Raw genomic sequence first — 17,480 nt, 5'->3', positions numbered from 1 at the left:
AGGATTGCGAGAGATGTTTCAAACTTAGGTGAAAGTGGTTCACTTTAGCACGAAAAACGGTTAGTTAACATTAATATCCCTATAAATAGGGCTCGGAGAATTAGGAAATAGCCTACTGCCAATGTGCCGAATATTAAGGATACTCCATTTATATAAAATCATGTCAAAAATGAGGTTGCAAAAAATATGGTGACTTTCCATAGCCAACTTATTTTAGATACATCTAGATTTTATCTAACTGACTATCCTTCGTCTTACTTCATGCTAGAAAAAGGTATTTGGAAATACCATATAACCGTATAGGCCATTGCAACTGCCATGAGCAAGCCCCAAACTGGCTTTCTGTAATGCAGCCACAATAAGGGGAACATAAAGCAATCAAATAATATAGACCACCCTATGCTCCAACCGTTATGATAAGAGAAAAAACCAAATCCATAGGAAACTATTTCCACGATTGAATAAACACATACCCAAAATGTTACCCACAAAGCTTGTTTCAGGAATCCTTTCGGTATATGGGGTAGATATAAAACAATTGTTGCCGGATAGAATACTAAGGCTATCAATAGGTCACTAAAAGTGGTCTTCAACAAAGGGGATTCATACTCCCACAAAGGATAATTATAGGCGATTAAATCATAGACAAAATTACCCGTTATATAGAATAACATGGTTGGGTAATAGCGTTTCCAGTTCCTCCAATCGCCCCACTTCAACGATATCGCAACAATTATTATAGTTACGATGATCTGATAATCTGTAAAAACCTTTATTATAAGGTGGCTCATAATGCCCTCCTCTAACTTTTATAGCAAGCTTTCATGTTATGACGTCGGAAATCAATCAATATAAGAAAGTAACGTTTTTTCATACTTAAGATAAAAATGAACTATGCAAAAAGCAAACACTAAGGGCAAAAATTGAGTATGGTGTACTTCATGAATTCACTTAGACCAATACAATCTGGTTGTACTTCTAGATATCTTAACTTTATTTCAAGGAATTTATGTAATTGTAAAAAAAACAACAAAAAGAGAGCAGGTAAACCTGCCCTCTCAATCAAGATATATTGAAAATCCTATGAATTAGTTTCTAGTCCCATTTTTGGTCAGCGAGGCGTTTGTAGGACTCATAGCGAACCTTTGAGTATTTCTCAGCCCCTGCAAATAGCTCCTCTGCAGTATCTGGGAAAGTATTCACCAAGGAGGAGTATCGAACTTCGCCCATAATGAACTCACGGAAGGACGTGGTTGGCTCTTTAGAATCAAGACTAAATGGATTTTGGCCTTGGTCTATCAGATCTGGATTATAATGATAGAGATGCCAGTAACCAGAATCAACTGCTTTCTTCTGTTCTTGTACACTCTTGGTCATACCCACCTTGAGGCCATGATTAATACACGGAGCATAGGCAATAATCAAAGAAGGTCCTTTATAAGCTTCTGCTTCTTTAATCACTTTAATCGTTTGAGCCATGTTAGCGCCTAGAGCGATTTGAGCTACATAAACATATCCATAGCTCATAGCAATCATGCCTAGATCTTTCTTACGAATCTTCTTACCCGCAGCAGCGAATTTAGCGACAGCTGCCCGAGGAGTAGACTTAGAGGATTGTCCTCCAGTATTTGAGTAAACCTCGGTATCTAGAACAAACACATTAACATCGTCTCCTGAAGCTAAGACGTGGTCTAGACCTCCAAAACCGATATCATAAGCCCAGCCGTCCCCGCCAAGAATCCACTGAGACTTCTTGATGAGATTATCTTTCTTTGCCAGGATTTCTGAGAGAACTTTATTATCTCCAACATATCCATTAAGTCCAGCTAGGACCTTAACAGTCGCAACCTTGGAGGCTTCAGCATCATCCCAACCCTTAATCCACTCTTGGAAGGCTTCTTTCAACTCAGCACTGATTTCCATTTCCAGCGCTTGAGTCATCAACTCAACAAGTTTTTCGCGTTGTTGACGAACACCCAAGTACATACCATAGCCAAACTCAGCGTTGTCCTCGAATAAGGAGTTAGCCCAACTAGGTCCTTTACCTTCTTGGTTCGTAGTATAAGGAACTGAAGGAGCACTTCCACCCCAGATCGAACTACAGCCGGTAGCATTTGCTATCATCATACGGTCACCGAAAAGTTGGGTGACAAGTTTAATATAAGCTGTTTCTCCACAACCAGGGCATGCGCCGTTGAACTCAAGCAAAGGTTGCGCAAACTGACTACCTTTAACCGTCGTTACATCAAAGAGCTTGCTCTTGTTAGCGAGAGTAACTGCAAATTCCCAGTTCTCTGCTTGTTGCTCCATTTGTTCAGCAGCTGGTTTCATAATCAAAGCCTTATCCTTAGCGGGGCATACCTCAGCACAGTTGCCACAACCTGTACAATCTAGTGTACTTATTTGAACACGGAATTGCAGATTTACAGCTTCTTTACCAATCGCTTTCTTACCAACGAAGGTTGCAGGAGCGTTTTTCGCTTCTTCCTCGTTCATCAAGAACGGACGAATTGCTGCGTGCGGGCATACATAGGAACATTGGTTACATTGAATACACTTATCCATTTGCCACTCTGGTACGACAACCGCAATACCACGTTTTTCAGAGCATGCGGTTCCTACTGGGAAAGTCCCATCTTCGCGGCCCGTAAACGTGCTAACTGGGAGGTTATCTCCTTCCAAAGCATTCATCGGACGAAGGATATTTTTCACAAAATCTGTTTCTTCAACTGCAGCTGCCGCCTGTGCTTGCGCATTGTCCGCATTAGCCCAAGATGCAGGGATTTCCACTTTAACAAGAGAAGATACCCCTTTATCAATCGCCGCATTGTTCATATCAACAATATTTTGGCCTTTTTTACCATAGGTCTTCACGACGGAAGCCTTTAGATAATCAATAGCCTCTTCGACAGGGATTACGTTAGCAAGCTTGAAGAAAGCTGCTTGCATGACCATGTTAATGCGAGAACCGAGCCCAATTTGACGAGCAATCGATACTGCATCAATAATGTAAAAGTTAACTTCATTTTTAGCGAGGGACTGCTTCATAGCAGCCGGAAGTTTCTCTTCCAGCTCTTCTGGAGTCCATTGGCAGTTCAAGACGAAATTTCCACCTTTTCTCAGGCCCTTTAAGAGATCATACTGGTGGACATAAGTTTGGTTGTGGCAAGCGATATAATTCGTGCCTGTAACATAATAAGGGGATTTAATTTGTTTTTTACCAAAGCGGACGTGGGAAACTGTGATACCGCCAGATTTCTTACTATCGTATTGGAAATAAGCTTGTGCATAGAGCTTAGTGTGGTCCCCAATGATCTTAATAGCTTGCTTATTAGCACCGACAGTACCATCGGAACCAAGTCCCCAGAATTTGCAAGAAATAGTACCTTCTGGAGCGGTGTCGATGATTTCATCTTCAGCTAAAGATTTAAAAGTCACATCATCTACGATACCGATCGTGAAGCCGTTTTTCGGAGCTTCAGACTTGAGGTTCTTGTAAACAGCTAGAACTTGAGAAGGAGTCGTATCCTTAGAACCTAAGCCATAGCGACCTCCGACAATAACAGGTTTCATATCGCTAGAGTAGAAAATATCCTTAACATCTAGGTAGAGAGGTTCGCCTAAGGAACCTGGCTCTTTAGTACGCTCAAGAACTGCAATTTTTTTCACAGTTTTAGGTAATACTTTGAAGAAATAATCACTGGAGAAAGGACGGAAGAGGTGAACCTTAATAACTCCTACTTTTTCTCCTCTAGCTACTAGGTAATCAATGGTTTCTTCAATGGTGTCGCAGATCGAGCCCATAGCCACAATAACATGTTCTGCATCTTCAGCACCATAATATTGGAATGGGTGATATTCACGACCGGTGAGTTTCTTATATTCTTGCATATAATGTTCAACCATATCTGGAATTACATCATAAAAACTATTGGAAGCTTCCCGACCTTGGAAATAAACATCTGGGTTTTGAGCTGTTCCACGAAGTACTGGTCGTTCTGGATTCAAAGAACGATCACGGAAGGCTTGAACTGCATCCATATCAAGAAGGGTAGCAACTTCCTCATACTCTGGAATTTCAATCTTTTGAATTTCGTGAGAAGTACGAAATCCGTCAAAGAAATGCATGAAAGGAACTCGCGATTTAACGGTTGCAAGGTGAGCAATAAAGCCTAGGTCCAAAGCTTCTTGCACGTTGTGTGAAGAAAGCTGTGCAAAACCAGTGGCACGTACGGACATGACGTCCTGATGATCACCAAAAATTGATAGAGCGTGGGTTGCCAGGGCACGGGCACTCACATGAAATACGCACGGGAGAAGCTCACCAGCAATTTTATACATATTAGGAATCATTAAAAGTAAGCCTTGTGAAGCTGTATATGTGGTGGTTAAAGCCCCAGCTTGCAGGGAACCATGTACTGCTCCGGCTGCCCCAGCCTCGGATTGCATCTCTACAACCTTAACAGTTTGTCCAAAGATGTTTTTCCTTCCATGAGCAGCCCATTCATCCACTAGTTCGGCCATTGTCGAAGAGGGAGTGATGGGGAAGATCGTGGCAACTTCCGTAAACGCATACGACGCGTGAGCTGCCGCTTCATTACCATCCATGGTTTTCATTTTAGCCATTATTCATCCTCCTAATTCATGTGATTAATTTAATTTTAGGTCTCTAAAAGAGGTCTTACTCTCCTTCCATTTTCTCAATAAGCTCAAGAAATTAAGAGTCGAGCTGTATACTGAAAAGAGAGAATTTTCATTAAAGACCGTAAAAACAGATTCAGGGAACTACTTCGGGTATGACCCGAATAGTTCCCCTTTGGACAGGATAAGTATAACTCTTAATTATCGAATCCGTCAAGAAAATTAATAAGAAGTTTAGCTTTTCGAGACACAATTCCTCATACCAACGGTAGCTATCTTAACACTCCTTTAGATTCCTAAAAACTGCAATACAGTTAGAGTTAAGACCCCTGGAAATCCCAACAATCCAACTAAAATTATCGTGAAAAAATTTAGTGGAATTGCAAATCCTAGAATACTAAGTAAAAGGTCGAACACCCATAGTCCGACAATTCCTCCTAGCATATGAATCAGAATCTTTATCAACAAATTAGGCTTACTCAGGGTAGACCGAACGACCAAGCCTATTAGCAAAATAAGCAAACCCAGAAAGATTAAGGTCATGAATTTACCTCCTTCGCCCAGTGCTAGTCCATAAATATGCTTGCCTAGGGCAAAGAAGAACTCAACACTACTAATTTCCAGAAAACTTGCTAATAAATCAGATTATCGTATATGAAAAAGCTCCACTAATATAGCATTAAGATAAAAAGGCACATCCACTAAACGATTTTGGCGATTAGTCAATGTGCTTAAATAACTATGCAAGATGGAGCTAATATATTATCGTTAACTATAATTGTCTTCTACCTTCCAAAGCCCGGGCAATGGTCACTTCGTCCGCATATTCTAGATCTCCACCGACGGGCAAACCATGCGCTATGCGGGTTACCCTAATACCTAAAGGTTTGAGTAAGCGTGCTAAGTATAAAGACGTAGCCTCTCCCTCCACAGTCGGGTTCAAGGCCATAACCACTTCGTGAACTCCGTCTAATCGTTTCAAGAGCTGTTTAATGGTCAATTGCTCTGGCCCAATTCCCTCCATTGGGGAAAGAACACCATGGAGAACATGATAAAGTCCTTTAAATTCTCTGGTTTTTTCTAAGGATACAACATCTCTAGGATGCTCTACAACGCAAAGCGACTTTTGATCTCTGTGAACATTATTACAGATCACACAAGGGTCAATATCCGTAAAATTAGAACATAGCGAACACTTCATGATTTCCCGGTTAGCCACAACGATCGCCTCAGCCAAATCTTCTGAGACCCGTGGTTGTTGAAGAAGATAAAAAGCGAGCCGTCCAGCAGTCTTTGGTCCAATCCCTGGTAGTCGGGACAAGTTACTTATAAGATCTGCCAAGGGTTGTGGATAATGTAAAAAGTCCATAGATCACCTAGAACAAGCCGGGGATCTTTAAGCCACCGGTCAGTTTACCCATTTCATTGCTGGCCATTTCCTGGGCCTTCCTTAGCCCTTCGTTTAAGGCTGCTTTAACTAGGTCTTCCAACATTTCTACATCCTGTGGGTCGACAGCTTCTGGTTTAATCTTCAACTCTACTAATTCCATTTTCCCACTCACTACGACCTGTACCATTCCTCCGCCAGAAGAAGCATCTACCGTTTTAGTTTGAAGCTCCAACTGTACTCGCGCCATATCCTCTTGCATCTTTTGAGCCTGCTTTAGCATCTGGTTCATATTACCACCCATACCGCCGCCGCCCATTCCTTTTAAACCTGCCATTTTAACACATCCTATCTTATTTAGTCCTATCAATCATTTGAAAGTCGTTGACTTTCATGCTATTTAAACTTTGGTTTACCTCTCTTTTACAACCACAAGATCTGGTCCAAACATATCTTTAGCTTTGTCGATTAAGGTCTGTTCTTGCCTCTTCAACTCTTGGCTCTCAGATGTTTCCCTGGTTTGATATTCGTTCTCCATGAAATTCTGAAGTGTTATCGAAATACTGAATAGTTTCTTAAGAACATCTTCAATCGTCTGCTTATTATCAGGTTGATTGACTTTGTCTTTGTGAAAGGAACATCCTTCACGGAAAAGGATCGTCAAGGTATTTCCCTCAAGTTGAACTGGTTTCCCTTCCAACAAAAAGGCCTGGGTTGACTTTTTAAGTTTCTTGACCTGATCTAAAACGTCAGTCCAACGCTCCTGGATCCCCTCGATGCTGAGGGTTTGTTTAGGAACTACTCCCTCAGTACTCTCGGTAATATTCGCATTAACATTCTTTACCGTTATGGGTGCATTATTTGCTACATTAGAAACCCTCTGGCGCACCACGTTCGAACTGGCTGAGGGCTTTCTTTCGCTTACGTCCCCTTGGACTGAACGTATCCCTTGAATCTGTTGTTCCAAAGTGGATAATCGTATTAAAATCTCCTCTTGACCACTTATAGATGGTGCTCGATTCTCATGAATCGTCTGAACTAACAACAGTTCGGCAGCTAATCGTGCGTTAGACGCATATTTGAGCTGACCTTCACCTTGCAATAGTATGGAAATCCAGTGCAACATTCGAGAAATCCCGCTCTGTTCACTCTGCTTGAGCAACCGCTCCTGAATATGGGGTGCTACCAAAGGCGCTTCCCTCGTAGCCGAAGTTAACAGCATTTGACGAAGATAATCTAAGAGTTCTCGAATAATCTGTCGAGGATCACGCCCTTGCTGAATTCCCTCCGCTAGAAGGGTTAAGCACTCACTATAATTTGAGGAGAGCAATGAGTCCACTAACTGAGCACTGAAAGTCTCACCGACCATTCCTAGGACTAGATAGACATCCTCTACCCCGATCGGGCCATCCTGAAGCAAGCATTGATCTAAAATACTTAAGGCATCCCGAAGGCCTCCTTCGGATTTTTGGGCAATCACCACCAAAGCATTTGGATGGACTTGACGATTTAACGACGTGCACACTTCCACTAATCTATTTTGAATATTTTCTACCGAGATACGATGGAATTCAAAACGCTGTACACGAGAGAGAATTGTCAAAGGTATTTTTTGAACCTCAGTCGTTGCCAAAATAAAAATAACCTGGGGTGGAGGTTCTTCCAGTGTCTTGAGCAGGGCATTAAAGGCCTCTGTTGTTAGCATATGTACTTCATCAATAATATAAACTTTATATTTTCCTTGAATTGAGCTCAATTTTACATTTTCACGTAAATCTCTAATTTCATCGATTCCGCGGTTTGAAGCAGCGTCAATTTCAAAAACTTCCATGGCTGAACCATGATCAATACTAGTACAGGAAGCGCAATGGTTACAGGGTTCAACGCCATCTTTTTGTTCACAATTCAAGGCCTTGGCCAATATTTTGGCCGCAGTGGTTTTACCTGTACCCCTCGGACCGCTGAATAAATAAGCGTGAGCGATCTTTCCTTGCTTTAGGGCATTAACTAATGTTTTGGTGATATGATCCTGTCCTACTATGTCTCTAAACATTTTCGGACGCCATTCACGGTACAGTGCCAAATAAGCCATAATTTCACCCTCGATAAACAGAGTCTATAAATATGCCAAAAAAGATGGTACAATGACCACCTTTATCCCTATTTATAAAATAGCCGTACACCCTTGATTGAACCATCGCCTCCGAACGTTACCCTGATCAGCGAACTCGATTCAGGCAACCTTACGGCACACAGAACGCTCTCCTTAGTGCTGCTTCCGTCAAGATCTGACACGGTTCGGAGTGTTCTGTTGCGCAAGACCAAAATCTCATCGTTGCTAATCAAAGACAGCTTCACAGGCGAGGACCTCTCGCGGGAATTCCATCTTGCTAGAGCGGGCTGCAAGTTACAGGGAACCGCTACCTCCCCATCTAGTACGGCTAAACTAATTATAGCAAAATAAAAAGCCGAAGTCGAATACTTTGGCTTATATCCTTTGAACTTGGCGGAGAGAGAGGGATTTGAACCCTCGACACCGGTTGCCCAATGTACCCGCTTTCCAGGCGGGCGCCTTCGACCACTCAGCCACCTCTCCATGCTCAACAAAACGCCTTTTGGTTAATTTAGTGAACAAATGATATTATATCTTATAGAGACACGCCCGTCAATAGCTAAAATGATTATTTATGATATGCTACCAGTAAATCCATTCTCATTGAATATTTTTGCCCTAAATATCGTAGAGTACTCTGTGTATCCCTTATTACTAATAATGTTCTAGGAAGTTTTGGAGGACGCAAATGGAAATTAAACCATTGAAAGAACTCAAATTATACGGTTTCAATAACCTTACAAAAACACTCAGCTTCAATATGTACGATATTTGTTATGCTAAGTCACTTGAACACCGTCAAGCCTACATTGATTACGTCGATGAGGAATACAATTCAGATAGACTAGCAAGAATCCTTTCAGATGTAGCCAACATCATCGGCGCACACATCCTAAATATTGCCAAACAAGACTATGACCCTCAAGGAGCCAGTGTCACAATGCTTATTTCAGAAGAACAGGAACTGGTCCCTCTAGAAAAGCCCAAATCTGATCCTATTTCTGTAGACACATCTTCGGACGTTGTGGCCCATCTGGATAAAAGCCACATTACCGTTCACACCTATCCAGAAAGTCACCCTAACAAAGGGATCAGTTCTTTCAGAGCTGATATTGATGTCTCAACTTGTGGCAAAATTTCCCCACTAGCAGCCCTCAATTATCTAGTAACTAACTTTTCATCAGATATAGCTATTATAGACTACCGAGTTCGGGGGTTTACCCGAGATCTCGACGGAAAGAAGTTCTTTATTGATCATAAAATTAATTCCATTCAAAATTATGTTGCCAAAGAAATAAAAGAACTCTATCAGATGATTGACGTTAATGTCTATCAGGAAAATATCTTTCATACTAAAATGATCCTAAAAGACTTTGATCTCGATAATTATTTGTTCGGGACGGCAAAAAAGGAACTCCTTCCAAGTGAGAAAAAAAAGATAAAACAACGTCTAACGAAAGAAATGGCAGAAATATTCCATGGTAGGAACATCCCCAGGGTCTAACTTACACGGCAGTAGTAAGACGATTAACCATTTCCCAAAAGAAAAATCGTATCTTAGGCGAGCTTTTCGTAGTTTTATATGTTTGATTGATTGGTAAAGCCAAGGCTTCGTTTTTAACCCCTCTATTAACTCCGCCTGAAACACCACCTCTTAGCTCGTTTTTAAGTGGTATCCCTGGCTTTCCATCAACTTGAACTGCAGTGGAATGATCAATATCGACAAAGCAAAGTGGTGGAAAAAGTACACACCACCAATTTGAACCTTGGCCCTCTCCGATCACCACACGTAATGCCTCATAGTCACCAGCTGGCAGAACCAATGTGCCATAAGATTTTGTGGGAAATGAGAAATGTCCATACTCTGTATGTACCGAATAATCCTTACCCCAAGCCTTTACTACTGACCGACCAATATCCTCCATATCCGGACGAACTTGTTTAAGCAGTTGCCGAGATTCACTTAAGGACCGAGAAACAGCTAACCGGGGAGAAACTTCTTTGAGAATGGCATCACGAACGGCTCGCTTGAGCGCTTGGTCCTGTTCGTTGTCCGAATTTGCGAGAACATGAAAGCGAATCAATTGATCTGGTGTTGAAGCTAACGCCTTTTCATTAGAAGATGAAGAGGCAGCAACTTTATTACTTTCAGTCGCATTTCCCCCACGAATTGGTCCCCAAAAAGCTCCAATTAGCATAAATGCAATCAAACTTATAATAATAGTATTTACTGCTTTCATTAAAAATCAAACCCCCTCATATGGACATACTGTTATCTGTTACATCTCTTAACTAATAACAGTATGTCCAAGATTGTGAAGGTTTAAGCAAAGTAGAAAAGGTTTAACTTACGAGCTTTTCTTCTGGGTAGAAATAGAAGAGGCCTCGCAATGCTTGCGAAACCCCATTTGTTCTCTTAAGGAGATTAAAAATTTTTATTCCCCGTTAGTGTTTAATTTTTATGACTACTTCTGTAAATTCATTTCGAATCTCTCGAAATATCCCAATAATCTACCACTCTCATCTCTTACAGGAACTATATATACTCTTTCATTCCTAACATTAACATGTAAAAAAACTTCACTTGCGTGATTTTTAAGTTTTTCAACTGCTGCTTTTATCATTTCAACTGACTCCACATTTTGATGACAAGTAAACACCGATTTACCAATCAGATCACGGTATCTACGTTCCTGGTAATAATGGTAATTAGCCTTTTTATTCATGTGTCGGATAATATGATCACAATCAACAAATACCACTGGATAGGGGTATGAATCTAAGATATAAGACAATATTTTTTCCTTTTACATCGAAATACCCTCCAATAGATTTTTCTTCAAATAAAGTAACTGATGACCTATGATTTTTGGTCATTACCATTCTCTATACCTAAAAAATAAAAGGGCTTCGCTTTATGTGTGCGAAGACCCTTGATTCTTATGTAGTGGCGGAGGAGGTGGGATTCGAACCCACGGACGGTTTACACCGTCAAACGATTTCGAGTCGCTCTCGTTATGACCACTTCGATACTCCTCCATATACAATTAAAATGCTAAGACAAAAACAAGTTCTTATCAAAGCATTAGAAAGGACACTCAATCTCAGCGTAATCTCCGAAAAAACTTTTTTAAGATGTCAGAACACTCATCTTCCATAACCCCAGCAATAATGTCAACGCGGTGGTTCCAAAGTGTCCTATCCAAGACATTAATCACCGAACCTGTTGCACCGCCTTTTAAATCCATTGCCCCATAGATCAGTCTCTTTATGCGAGATTGCATAATTGCCCCAGCACACATCGGGCAAGGCTCCAGTGTGACATACAAGCTAGCATCTGTTAGACGCCAACTTCCTAAAACTTTTGCTGCTCGTTGAATTGCTAAAATTTCTGCATGTGCTGTGGGGTCGTTATTCATTTCTCTTTCGTTATGCGCTGCAGCAATCACTTGACCCTGATGAACAACAATCGCTCCGATTGGAACTTCTCCTTGTTCATATGCCATTTGAGCCTGTATGAGCGCAAGTTGCATCCAATCTTGATGAAGCATATATCCCTCTATATGGTGACCCCGGGAGGAGTCGAACCTCCGCAAGACAGGGTTTAGGAAACCCCCGCTCTATCCACTGAGCTACGAGGCCTAAATAGTATTCGTGTTCGATATACGAACATCGAACTCTGATATTAAAGAATTGGTGCGTTCGGAGGGATTCGAACCCCCGGCATTCAGATTCGAAGTCTGACGCTCTATCCAGCTGAACTACGAACGCATATTATGGCGGAGGGGGTGGGATTCGAACCCACGGACCCCTTACGGAGTCACCGGTTTTCAAGACCGGGTCCTTAAACCGCTCGAACACCCCTCCAAATAAAACAACCGAATAGTAGCATACCATATATTTTCTAGAAAAGCAACTATCTTCTTCTAGTATTATTGACAATTTATAAACATTTATGTTACCAATATCAATTTATTAACCTAAGTATTCAACACCCATGTAAGGTTGAAGCGCCTTAGGAATACGTACTCTGCCATCTTGATCCTGATAATTCTCCAAAATGGCTGCTACTGTCCGCCCAATCGCCAATCCACTACCATTGAGTGTGTGGACATACTCTGGCTTTTCTTTAGGCCCTCTCCGAAAACGAATGTTTGCTCGCCGTGCTTGAAAATCCTCAAAGTTGCTGCAAGAAGAAATTTCCCGATAAGTATCAAAGCTTGGTAGCCATACTTCCAAATCATACGTTTTGGCAGATGTGAACCCAATATCTCCAGTTGATAAAGCCATAACTCGGTAAGGAAGTTCTAATTCTTGAAGTATACTTTCTGCATCTGTGGTCAACAGTTCGAGCTCTTCATATGAATTCTCAGGCAGAGAGAATTTTACAAGTTCCACTTTGTTAAATTGATGTTGCCGGATAAGCCCTCGTGTATCTCTCCCTGCCGAACCGGCTTCAGAACGAAAACAAGCACTATAAGCGCAATGGCGAATCGGTAATTGACTACCATCCAATATTTCTTCACGATAAAGATTTGTGACAGGCACTTCTGCCGTAGGAATCAAAAAATACTCCGTTCCAGAAATTTTAAAAGCATCGTCCTCAAATTTAGGAAGCTGACCCGTCCCTGTCATAGAAGTCCGATTCACCATGTACGGCGGAAGTATTTCTGTATACCCTCTCGAGGTATGGCGATCAAGCATAAACGATATCAGTGAACGCTCTAATTTAGCACCTAAACCTTTATAAAACGTAAAACGTGCCCCAGTGACTTTAGCTGCTCTAACAAAATCGAGAACATTTAATTTTTCACCAATCTCGTAATGCGCCCTTGGCTCGAAGTCAAAGACGCGGGGGGTTCCCCAGGTGCGAATTTGAACATTGGCACTTTCATCTGGTCCTACCGGTACGGAGACGTGAGGTATGTTAGGAATCTCATAGAGCACCTTTTCCATTTCTTGCACAATGTCCGTAGATTTTTGTTCCAAATCCTTGATAGTTTGACCAACCTCACGCATTTCCAAAACTAGGCTTTCGGCATTTTCTCCACTTTTCTTGAGACGCCCAACTTCTTCAGAAACAGAATTACGACGAGCCTTTAAAGTTTCAACTTCAAAAAGCAGCTTTCGCCGTTCTTCTTCTTGTTTTAAAAAATGGTCAAGACTAATAGAAACATGACGCTTACGCAATGCTTCTTTCACTACTTCTGGGTTATTACGTACAAACTTGAGTTCCAACATACTAAAAAAACCCTCCCATGCCTCACACACGTTCCTACTTGGCCCAATGTTCATCAATCATATCTAAAAAGTATTGATGAACACGTTGGTCCGGGGTAAGTTCCGGATGAAATGCACTCGCCAATAAATTTCCTTGCCGTGCAAAAACAATCTTACCTTCATATTCCGCTAAAATACCAACATTTGGATCAACCTTTTGAAGATAAGGCGCACGAATAAAAACTGCTCGCAAAGGATTAGGACCCATGGCAGGTACATTAAGATCCGTTTCGAAACTTGCCACTTGCCTTCCGAAGGCATTGCGTTCTACAACCGTATCCATAAGGTTTAACCGATACTGATCACTATCTACGATCGTTTTACTAAGTAGAATCATACCGGCGCATGTCCCAAAAATGGGTAAGTCCTTAGCGCCGAGTTCCTTAATTTTATCACCCATCTCATCATTCGATAAGAGTTTACCAATAGTAGTACTTTCTCCACCTGGAATAATCAGACCTTGGATTCCATCAAGATCGCTTGATTTGCGCACTTCCACAACTTCACAACCTAATTGTTCCAAAACCTGCCGGTGCTCGCGAAAAGCACCTTGCAGTGCCAAAACGCCAACACGCTTCTTCATGTTTACCAACCCCGTTCTTGCATGCGTTGGGAATCAGCCAGCGTTGAAATTTCAATTCCAGACATAGGTTGTCCTAAATCCTTGGAAATTTCCGCAAGCAATTTTGCATCCTTATAGTGAGTTGTTGCCAGAACAATTGCTTTAGCACGAGCCTTAGGATCCCCAGATTTAAAGATTCCCGACCCTACAAAAATACCGTCGACTCCCAAATGCATCATTAAGGCCGCATCAGCTGGGGTCGCTATCCCTCCTGCAGCAAAATTAACAACCGGTAGTTTTCCATGCTCTGCAACATAAAGTACCAAATCATAAGGCGCACCCATATCTTTAGCGGCTGACATAAGCTCTTCTCTCGGCATTAATGTTAAAGCACGTATTTGAGCCATCACAGTACGCATATGTCGAACAGCTTCAACAACGTTACCTGTTCCAGGTTCTCCTTTGGTACGAATCATAGCGGCCCCTTCTCCGATTCGGCGCAATGCTTCTCCTAAATTTCGGCAACCACAAACAAAAGGGACTTTAAAGTCATGTTTATTAATATGGTAAGCATCATCTGCTGGGGTTAGGACTTCAGACTCATCAATATAATCGGCGCCTAATGCTTCCAAAATTCGAGCTTCTACGAAATGACCGATTCGAGCTTTCGCCATGACAGGGATTGATACCACAGCCATTATATTTTGAATAATTGTCGGATCCGCCATACGAGCGACTCCGCCCTCAGCACGTATATCCGAAGGAACACGTTCCAAAGCCATCACGGCACATGCTCCTGCTTCTTCTGCTATGATAGCTTGTTCAGGGGTTGTCACATCCATAATGACACCGCCTTTTAGCATTTCTGCCAGCCCTGTCTTAACTTTTAACGAAGCTATATCAGTCATTAATATTTCCTCCTCTAAATTTGTACAGTTAATGTTAATTCTCATATAATTTAGTTTCTGTGATTTTCAGACATGGTAACACCTAGCGTGAAATTTGTCAATTTTAGTCCTCTTCTTCGGTATCCGCAGAGTCCTCGGCTCCCTCTTCTTCTTTCATCACTACTTTAGCGATGGCGACGACACTACTAGCGCCAGTACGCATGGCTAATACCCCTTGCGCGGAACGTCCCTGATTAGAAATATCTGCTACTTGGATTCGGAGCATGATTCCGTTATTCGTAATGACCATTAGTTCATCTTCTACTTGAACGACCTTGATTCCGACCAACGTGCCAGTCTTAGCGTTCAATTTCATGACAATGATTCCTTTGCCTGCACGTCCTTGAACACGGAATTCCTTGAGATTGGTACGTTTGGCAAACCCATTTTCACTCATGGTCAATAGTTCACCCTCATCGCCAATCACATCCATACCGACAACTTCGTCGTTTGCTTCCAGTTTAATTCCTTTTACCCCGCGCGCTGTTCGTCCCATGTACCGGACATCCGATTCTGCGAAACGAATGGCTATTCCATTTTTGGTAGCCAATAGAATATCATCTAACCCTTGGGTTAGTTTAACACCGATGAGTTCATCCCCTTCATCTAGAGTTAAAGCGATTAACCCATCACGCCTTGATGAATCGTATTCTTGCAGTGCTGTCTTCTTCATGATTCCTTTCTTGGTCGCTGTGATCAAAAAGAAATCAGAACTATAATCTTTTATTGCCATGACAGCTGTAATCATTTCATGCTGGCTTAGGTTTAAGAGATTTATAACCGCTGTTCCCTTACCTATCCGACTTGCCTCTGGAATTTCGTGGGCCTTTAAACGATATACTTTACCCTGTGATGTAAAAAACAGGATATAGTGATGTGTCGTCGTGGTAAAAAGATGTTCTACAAAATCCCGTTCCTTAGTAGCCATCCCGTGAACACCTTTGCCACCCCGATGCTGGCTCTTATATGTATTAAGAGGCAACCGTTTAATATATCCATAATGAGTAACAGTGACAACCACATCTTCTTCAGAAATGAGATCTTCAATATCCATCTTACTGACATCAACGGTAATTCGCGTCCGACGTGCATCACCAAATTTATGATTAATCTCGGCTAATTCAGCCTTAATAATGTCAATTACCATCTTCTCTGAAGCAAGAACTGCCTTTAAGTAGGCAATCGTATTCATCAATTCTTGATATTGATTTTCGAGTTTTTCTCGTTCCAGGCCAGTCAGTCGCTTTAATCTCATATCAACAATTGCCTGGGCCTGTCTTTCACTTAAACCAAATCGAGTCATTAGGTTTGCTCTGGCATTGGATTCATCCGAAGAAGAACGAATGGTTTCAATAACCTCATCAATATGGTCTAGAGCGATTCGAAGTCCCTCAATGATATGAGCTTCTGCTTCCGCTTTTTTGAGTTCAAACCGAGTCCTACGGACAATAACATCCTTTTGATGTTCAATAAAATAATGAATCATATCTTTCAGTGTAAGTGTCCTAGGTTGGCCATTCACAAGTGCTAGCATATTAACACCGAAAGTATCTTCCATCTGAGTATGTTTATAGAGTTGATTTAGGATGACTTGTGGATTGACATCACGCCTTAACTCAATGACAATACGCATCCCTGATCGGTCAGATTCATCTCGTAAGTCAGTAATTCCATCTAGTTTTTTATCACGTACAAGTTCTGCCATTTTCTCAATCATTCTGGCTTTATTTACCATGAAAGGAATTTCAGTAACTACAATTCGGGTTTTTCCCGACTTTTCCATATTCTCAATTTTTGCTTTTGCCCGTGTTTTTATCGATCCTCTTCCTGTTGAATAAGCAGACCTGATTCCTTCATAACCCATGATTGTCCCGCCCGTTGGAAAGTCGGGGCCTTTGACATAGTTCATAAGGTCGTCAATGGTTAACTCGGGGTTATCTAGCAACGCCACCGTCGCATCGATGACTTCCGATAAATTATGAGGTGGAATATTGGTTGCCATCCCTACAGCAATTCCCGATGAACCATTAACGAGTAAATTTGGAAATTTTGCAGGCAACACCGTAGGCTCATCTTGCTTCTCATCATAGTTAGGAGTATAATCGACAGTTTCTTTATCGATATCAGCTAACATATAGGTCGCAATTTTAGCCATACGAAGCTCAGTATAACGCATAGCGGCTGCAGAGTCTCCATCGATAGAACCAAAATTCCCGTGCCCGTCAATGAGTGGATAGCGGCTAGCAAAGTCCTGATCCATTCGTACAACAGCATCATAAATTGAAGAATCCCCATGAGGGTGGAATTTACCCATACAATCTCCGACAAGACGTGCTGACTTACTATACGGTTTATTTGGGGTCAGACCCAACTCATGAAGAGTATATAAGATTCTACGATGCACCGGTTTGAGCCCGTCTCGAACATCGGGCAAAGCACGGCTAACGATAACACTCATCGAATAATCGATAAACGATTTTCGCATTTCATCCGCAATTTCAACGGGAAGAACTTTTCCTCCCAGCATTTCATCCGACATGAATGAGCACT

Annotated in this window: 14 protein-coding genes, 5 tRNA genes and 1 other RNA gene; 1 reads left to right on the top strand and 19 read right to left on the bottom strand. The window is 41.7% G+C overall.

The genetic code is table 11. The features are described 5' to 3' along the window. Positions 1 to 254 precede the first annotated feature (254 nt). From E4K68_RS04440 to E4K68_RS04405, 8 genes are all read right to left on the bottom strand, one after another. Positions 255 to 791: a CBO0543 family protein gene (locus tag E4K68_RS04440; RefSeq protein WP_135377514.1), complete on the bottom strand. Its 537-nt coding sequence runs from the start codon at positions 789 to 791 to the stop codon at positions 255 to 257. Between the two features lie 304 nt (positions 792 to 1,095). Further along, the gene (nifJ, locus tag E4K68_RS04435; protein ID WP_135377513.1) at positions 1,096 to 4,626 is read right to left on the bottom strand and encodes a pyruvate:ferredoxin (flavodoxin) oxidoreductase; all 3,531 of its coding nucleotides are present in this window, start codon (positions 4,624 to 4,626) and stop codon (positions 1,096 to 1,098) included. Positions 4,627 to 4,929: 303 nt separating this feature from the next. Further along, positions 4,930 to 5,184, bottom strand: a complete 255-nt coding sequence (locus E4K68_RS04430; RefSeq protein WP_135377512.1) for a pro-sigmaK processing inhibitor BofA family protein — start codon at positions 5,182 to 5,184, stop codon at positions 4,930 to 4,932. A gap of 229 nt (positions 5,185 to 5,413) precedes the next feature. Further along, the gene (gene recR / locus E4K68_RS04425; RefSeq protein ID WP_135377511.1) at positions 5,414 to 6,010 is read right to left on the bottom strand and encodes a recombination mediator RecR; all 597 of its coding nucleotides are present in this window, start codon (positions 6,008 to 6,010) and stop codon (positions 5,414 to 5,416) included. Between the two features lie 7 nt (positions 6,011 to 6,017). Beyond that, entirely contained in the window at positions 6,018 to 6,365 is a 348-nt protein-coding gene (locus tag E4K68_RS04420) for a YbaB/EbfC family nucleoid-associated protein (protein ID WP_135377510.1), read from the bottom strand. 75 nt (positions 6,366 to 6,440) lie between these two features. Continuing rightward, positions 6,441 to 8,120, bottom strand: coding sequence for a DNA polymerase III subunit gamma/tau (dnaX, locus tag E4K68_RS04415; RefSeq protein WP_135377509.1), 1,680 nt, complete (start codon positions 8,118 to 8,120; stop codon positions 6,441 to 6,443). 83 nt (positions 8,121 to 8,203) lie between these two features. Then, an RNA gene (gene ffs / locus E4K68_RS04410) (signal recognition particle sRNA large type) lies at positions 8,204 to 8,469 on the bottom strand. 63 nt (positions 8,470 to 8,532) lie between these two features. Next, positions 8,533 to 8,624 (bottom strand) — tRNA-Ser (locus E4K68_RS04405). A gap of 205 nt (positions 8,625 to 8,829) precedes the next feature. Here E4K68_RS04405 and speD point away from each other — a divergent pair. After that, on the top strand, positions 8,830 to 9,645 hold the full coding sequence (speD, locus tag E4K68_RS04400) for an adenosylmethionine decarboxylase (protein ID WP_135377508.1): 816 nt from the start codon (positions 8,830 to 8,832) through the stop codon (positions 9,643 to 9,645). Between the two features lies 1 nt (position 9,646). Here speD and spoIIR read toward each other — a convergent pair whose 3' ends face one another. The 11 genes from spoIIR to gyrA form a co-directional block, all read right to left on the bottom strand. Beyond that, positions 9,647 to 10,381, bottom strand: a complete 735-nt coding sequence (spoIIR, locus tag E4K68_RS04395; protein ID WP_135377507.1) for a stage II sporulation protein R — start codon at positions 10,379 to 10,381, stop codon at positions 9,647 to 9,649. Positions 10,382 to 10,606: 225 nt separating this feature from the next. After that, a complete protein-coding gene (locus E4K68_RS04390) occupies positions 10,607 to 10,936 on the bottom strand; it encodes a PAS domain-containing protein (RefSeq protein WP_282432961.1) in 330 nt (109 codons plus the stop codon). A gap of 153 nt (positions 10,937 to 11,089) precedes the next feature. Continuing rightward, positions 11,090 to 11,180: transfer RNA gene (locus E4K68_RS04385), tRNA-Ser, on the bottom strand. Between the two features lie 65 nt (positions 11,181 to 11,245). Next, the gene (tadA, locus tag E4K68_RS04380) at positions 11,246 to 11,692 is read right to left on the bottom strand and encodes a tRNA adenosine(34) deaminase TadA (protein ID WP_135377506.1); all 447 of its coding nucleotides are present in this window, start codon (positions 11,690 to 11,692) and stop codon (positions 11,246 to 11,248) included. A gap of 13 nt (positions 11,693 to 11,705) precedes the next feature. Beyond that, positions 11,706 to 11,783, bottom strand: a tRNA-Arg gene (locus E4K68_RS04375). Positions 11,784 to 11,835: 52 nt separating this feature from the next. Beyond that, positions 11,836 to 11,912: transfer RNA gene (locus E4K68_RS04370), tRNA-Arg, on the bottom strand. A gap of 6 nt (positions 11,913 to 11,918) precedes the next feature. After that, positions 11,919 to 12,008: transfer RNA gene (locus E4K68_RS04365), tRNA-Ser, on the bottom strand. A gap of 108 nt (positions 12,009 to 12,116) precedes the next feature. Then, positions 12,117 to 13,382 carry a serine--tRNA ligase gene (serS, locus tag E4K68_RS04360; RefSeq protein WP_135377505.1) on the bottom strand — a complete coding sequence of 422 codons (1,266 nt, stop codon included), beginning with the start codon at positions 13,380 to 13,382 and terminating at the stop codon, positions 12,117 to 12,119. 34 nt (positions 13,383 to 13,416) lie between these two features. Beyond that, a complete protein-coding gene (gene pdxT, locus E4K68_RS04355; protein ID WP_135377504.1) occupies positions 13,417 to 14,004 on the bottom strand; it encodes a pyridoxal 5'-phosphate synthase glutaminase subunit PdxT in 588 nt (195 codons plus the stop codon). 2 nt (positions 14,005 to 14,006) lie between these two features. Then, positions 14,007 to 14,891 (bottom strand): pyridoxal 5'-phosphate synthase lyase subunit PdxS, encoded by an 885-nt coding sequence (pdxS, locus tag E4K68_RS04350; protein ID WP_135377503.1) that lies wholly within the window; start codon positions 14,889 to 14,891, stop codon positions 14,007 to 14,009. Positions 14,892 to 14,994: 103 nt separating this feature from the next. After that, positions 14,995 to 17,469 (bottom strand): DNA gyrase subunit A, encoded by a 2,475-nt coding sequence (gene gyrA, locus E4K68_RS04345; RefSeq protein WP_135377502.1) that lies wholly within the window; start codon positions 17,467 to 17,469, stop codon positions 14,995 to 14,997. Positions 17,470 to 17,480 lie beyond the last annotated feature (11 nt).

This window comes from Desulfosporosinus sp. Sb-LF (genome assembly GCF_004766055.1).
Taxonomy (GTDB): Bacteria; Bacillota; Desulfitobacteriia; order Desulfitobacteriales; family Desulfitobacteriaceae; genus Desulfosporosinus.
This window is presented reverse-complemented; position numbering and strand designations above follow the sequence as displayed.

Coding starts and splice junctions, on each gene's coding strand:
- E4K68_RS04440 (WP_135377514.1), bottom strand. CDS start 791: ATGAGCCACCTTATAATAAAGGTTTTTACAGATTATCAGATCATCGTA.
- nifJ (WP_135377513.1), bottom strand. CDS start 4,626: ATGGCTAAAATGAAAACCATGGATGGTAATGAAGCGGCAGCTCACGCG.
- E4K68_RS04430 (WP_135377512.1), bottom strand. CDS start 5,184: ATGACCTTAATCTTTCTGGGTTTGCTTATTTTGCTAATAGGCTTGGTC.
- recR (WP_135377511.1), bottom strand. CDS start 6,010: ATGGACTTTTTACATTATCCACAACCCTTGGCAGATCTTATAAGTAAC.
- E4K68_RS04420 (WP_135377510.1), bottom strand. CDS start 6,365: ATGGCAGGTTTAAAAGGAATGGGCGGCGGCGGTATGGGTGGTAATATG.
- dnaX (WP_135377509.1), bottom strand. CDS start 8,120: ATGGCTTATTTGGCACTGTACCGTGAATGGCGTCCGAAAATGTTTAGA.
- speD (WP_135377508.1), top strand. CDS start 8,830: ATGGAAATTAAACCATTGAAAGAACTCAAATTATACGGTTTCAATAAC.
- spoIIR (WP_135377507.1), bottom strand. CDS start 10,381: ATGAAAGCAGTAAATACTATTATTATAAGTTTGATTGCATTTATGCTA.
- tadA (WP_135377506.1), bottom strand. CDS start 11,692: ATGCTTCATCAAGATTGGATGCAACTTGCGCTCATACAGGCTCAAATG.
- serS (WP_135377505.1), bottom strand. CDS start 13,382: ATGTTGGAACTCAAGTTTGTACGTAATAACCCAGAAGTAGTGAAAGAA.
- pdxT (WP_135377504.1), bottom strand. CDS start 14,004: ATGAAGAAGCGTGTTGGCGTTTTGGCACTGCAAGGTGCTTTTCGCGAG.
- pdxS (WP_135377503.1), bottom strand. CDS start 14,891: ATGACTGATATAGCTTCGTTAAAAGTTAAGACAGGGCTGGCAGAAATG.
- gyrA (WP_135377502.1), bottom strand. CDS start 17,469: ATGTCGGATGAAATGCTGGGAGGAAAAGTTCTTCCCGTTGAAATTGCG.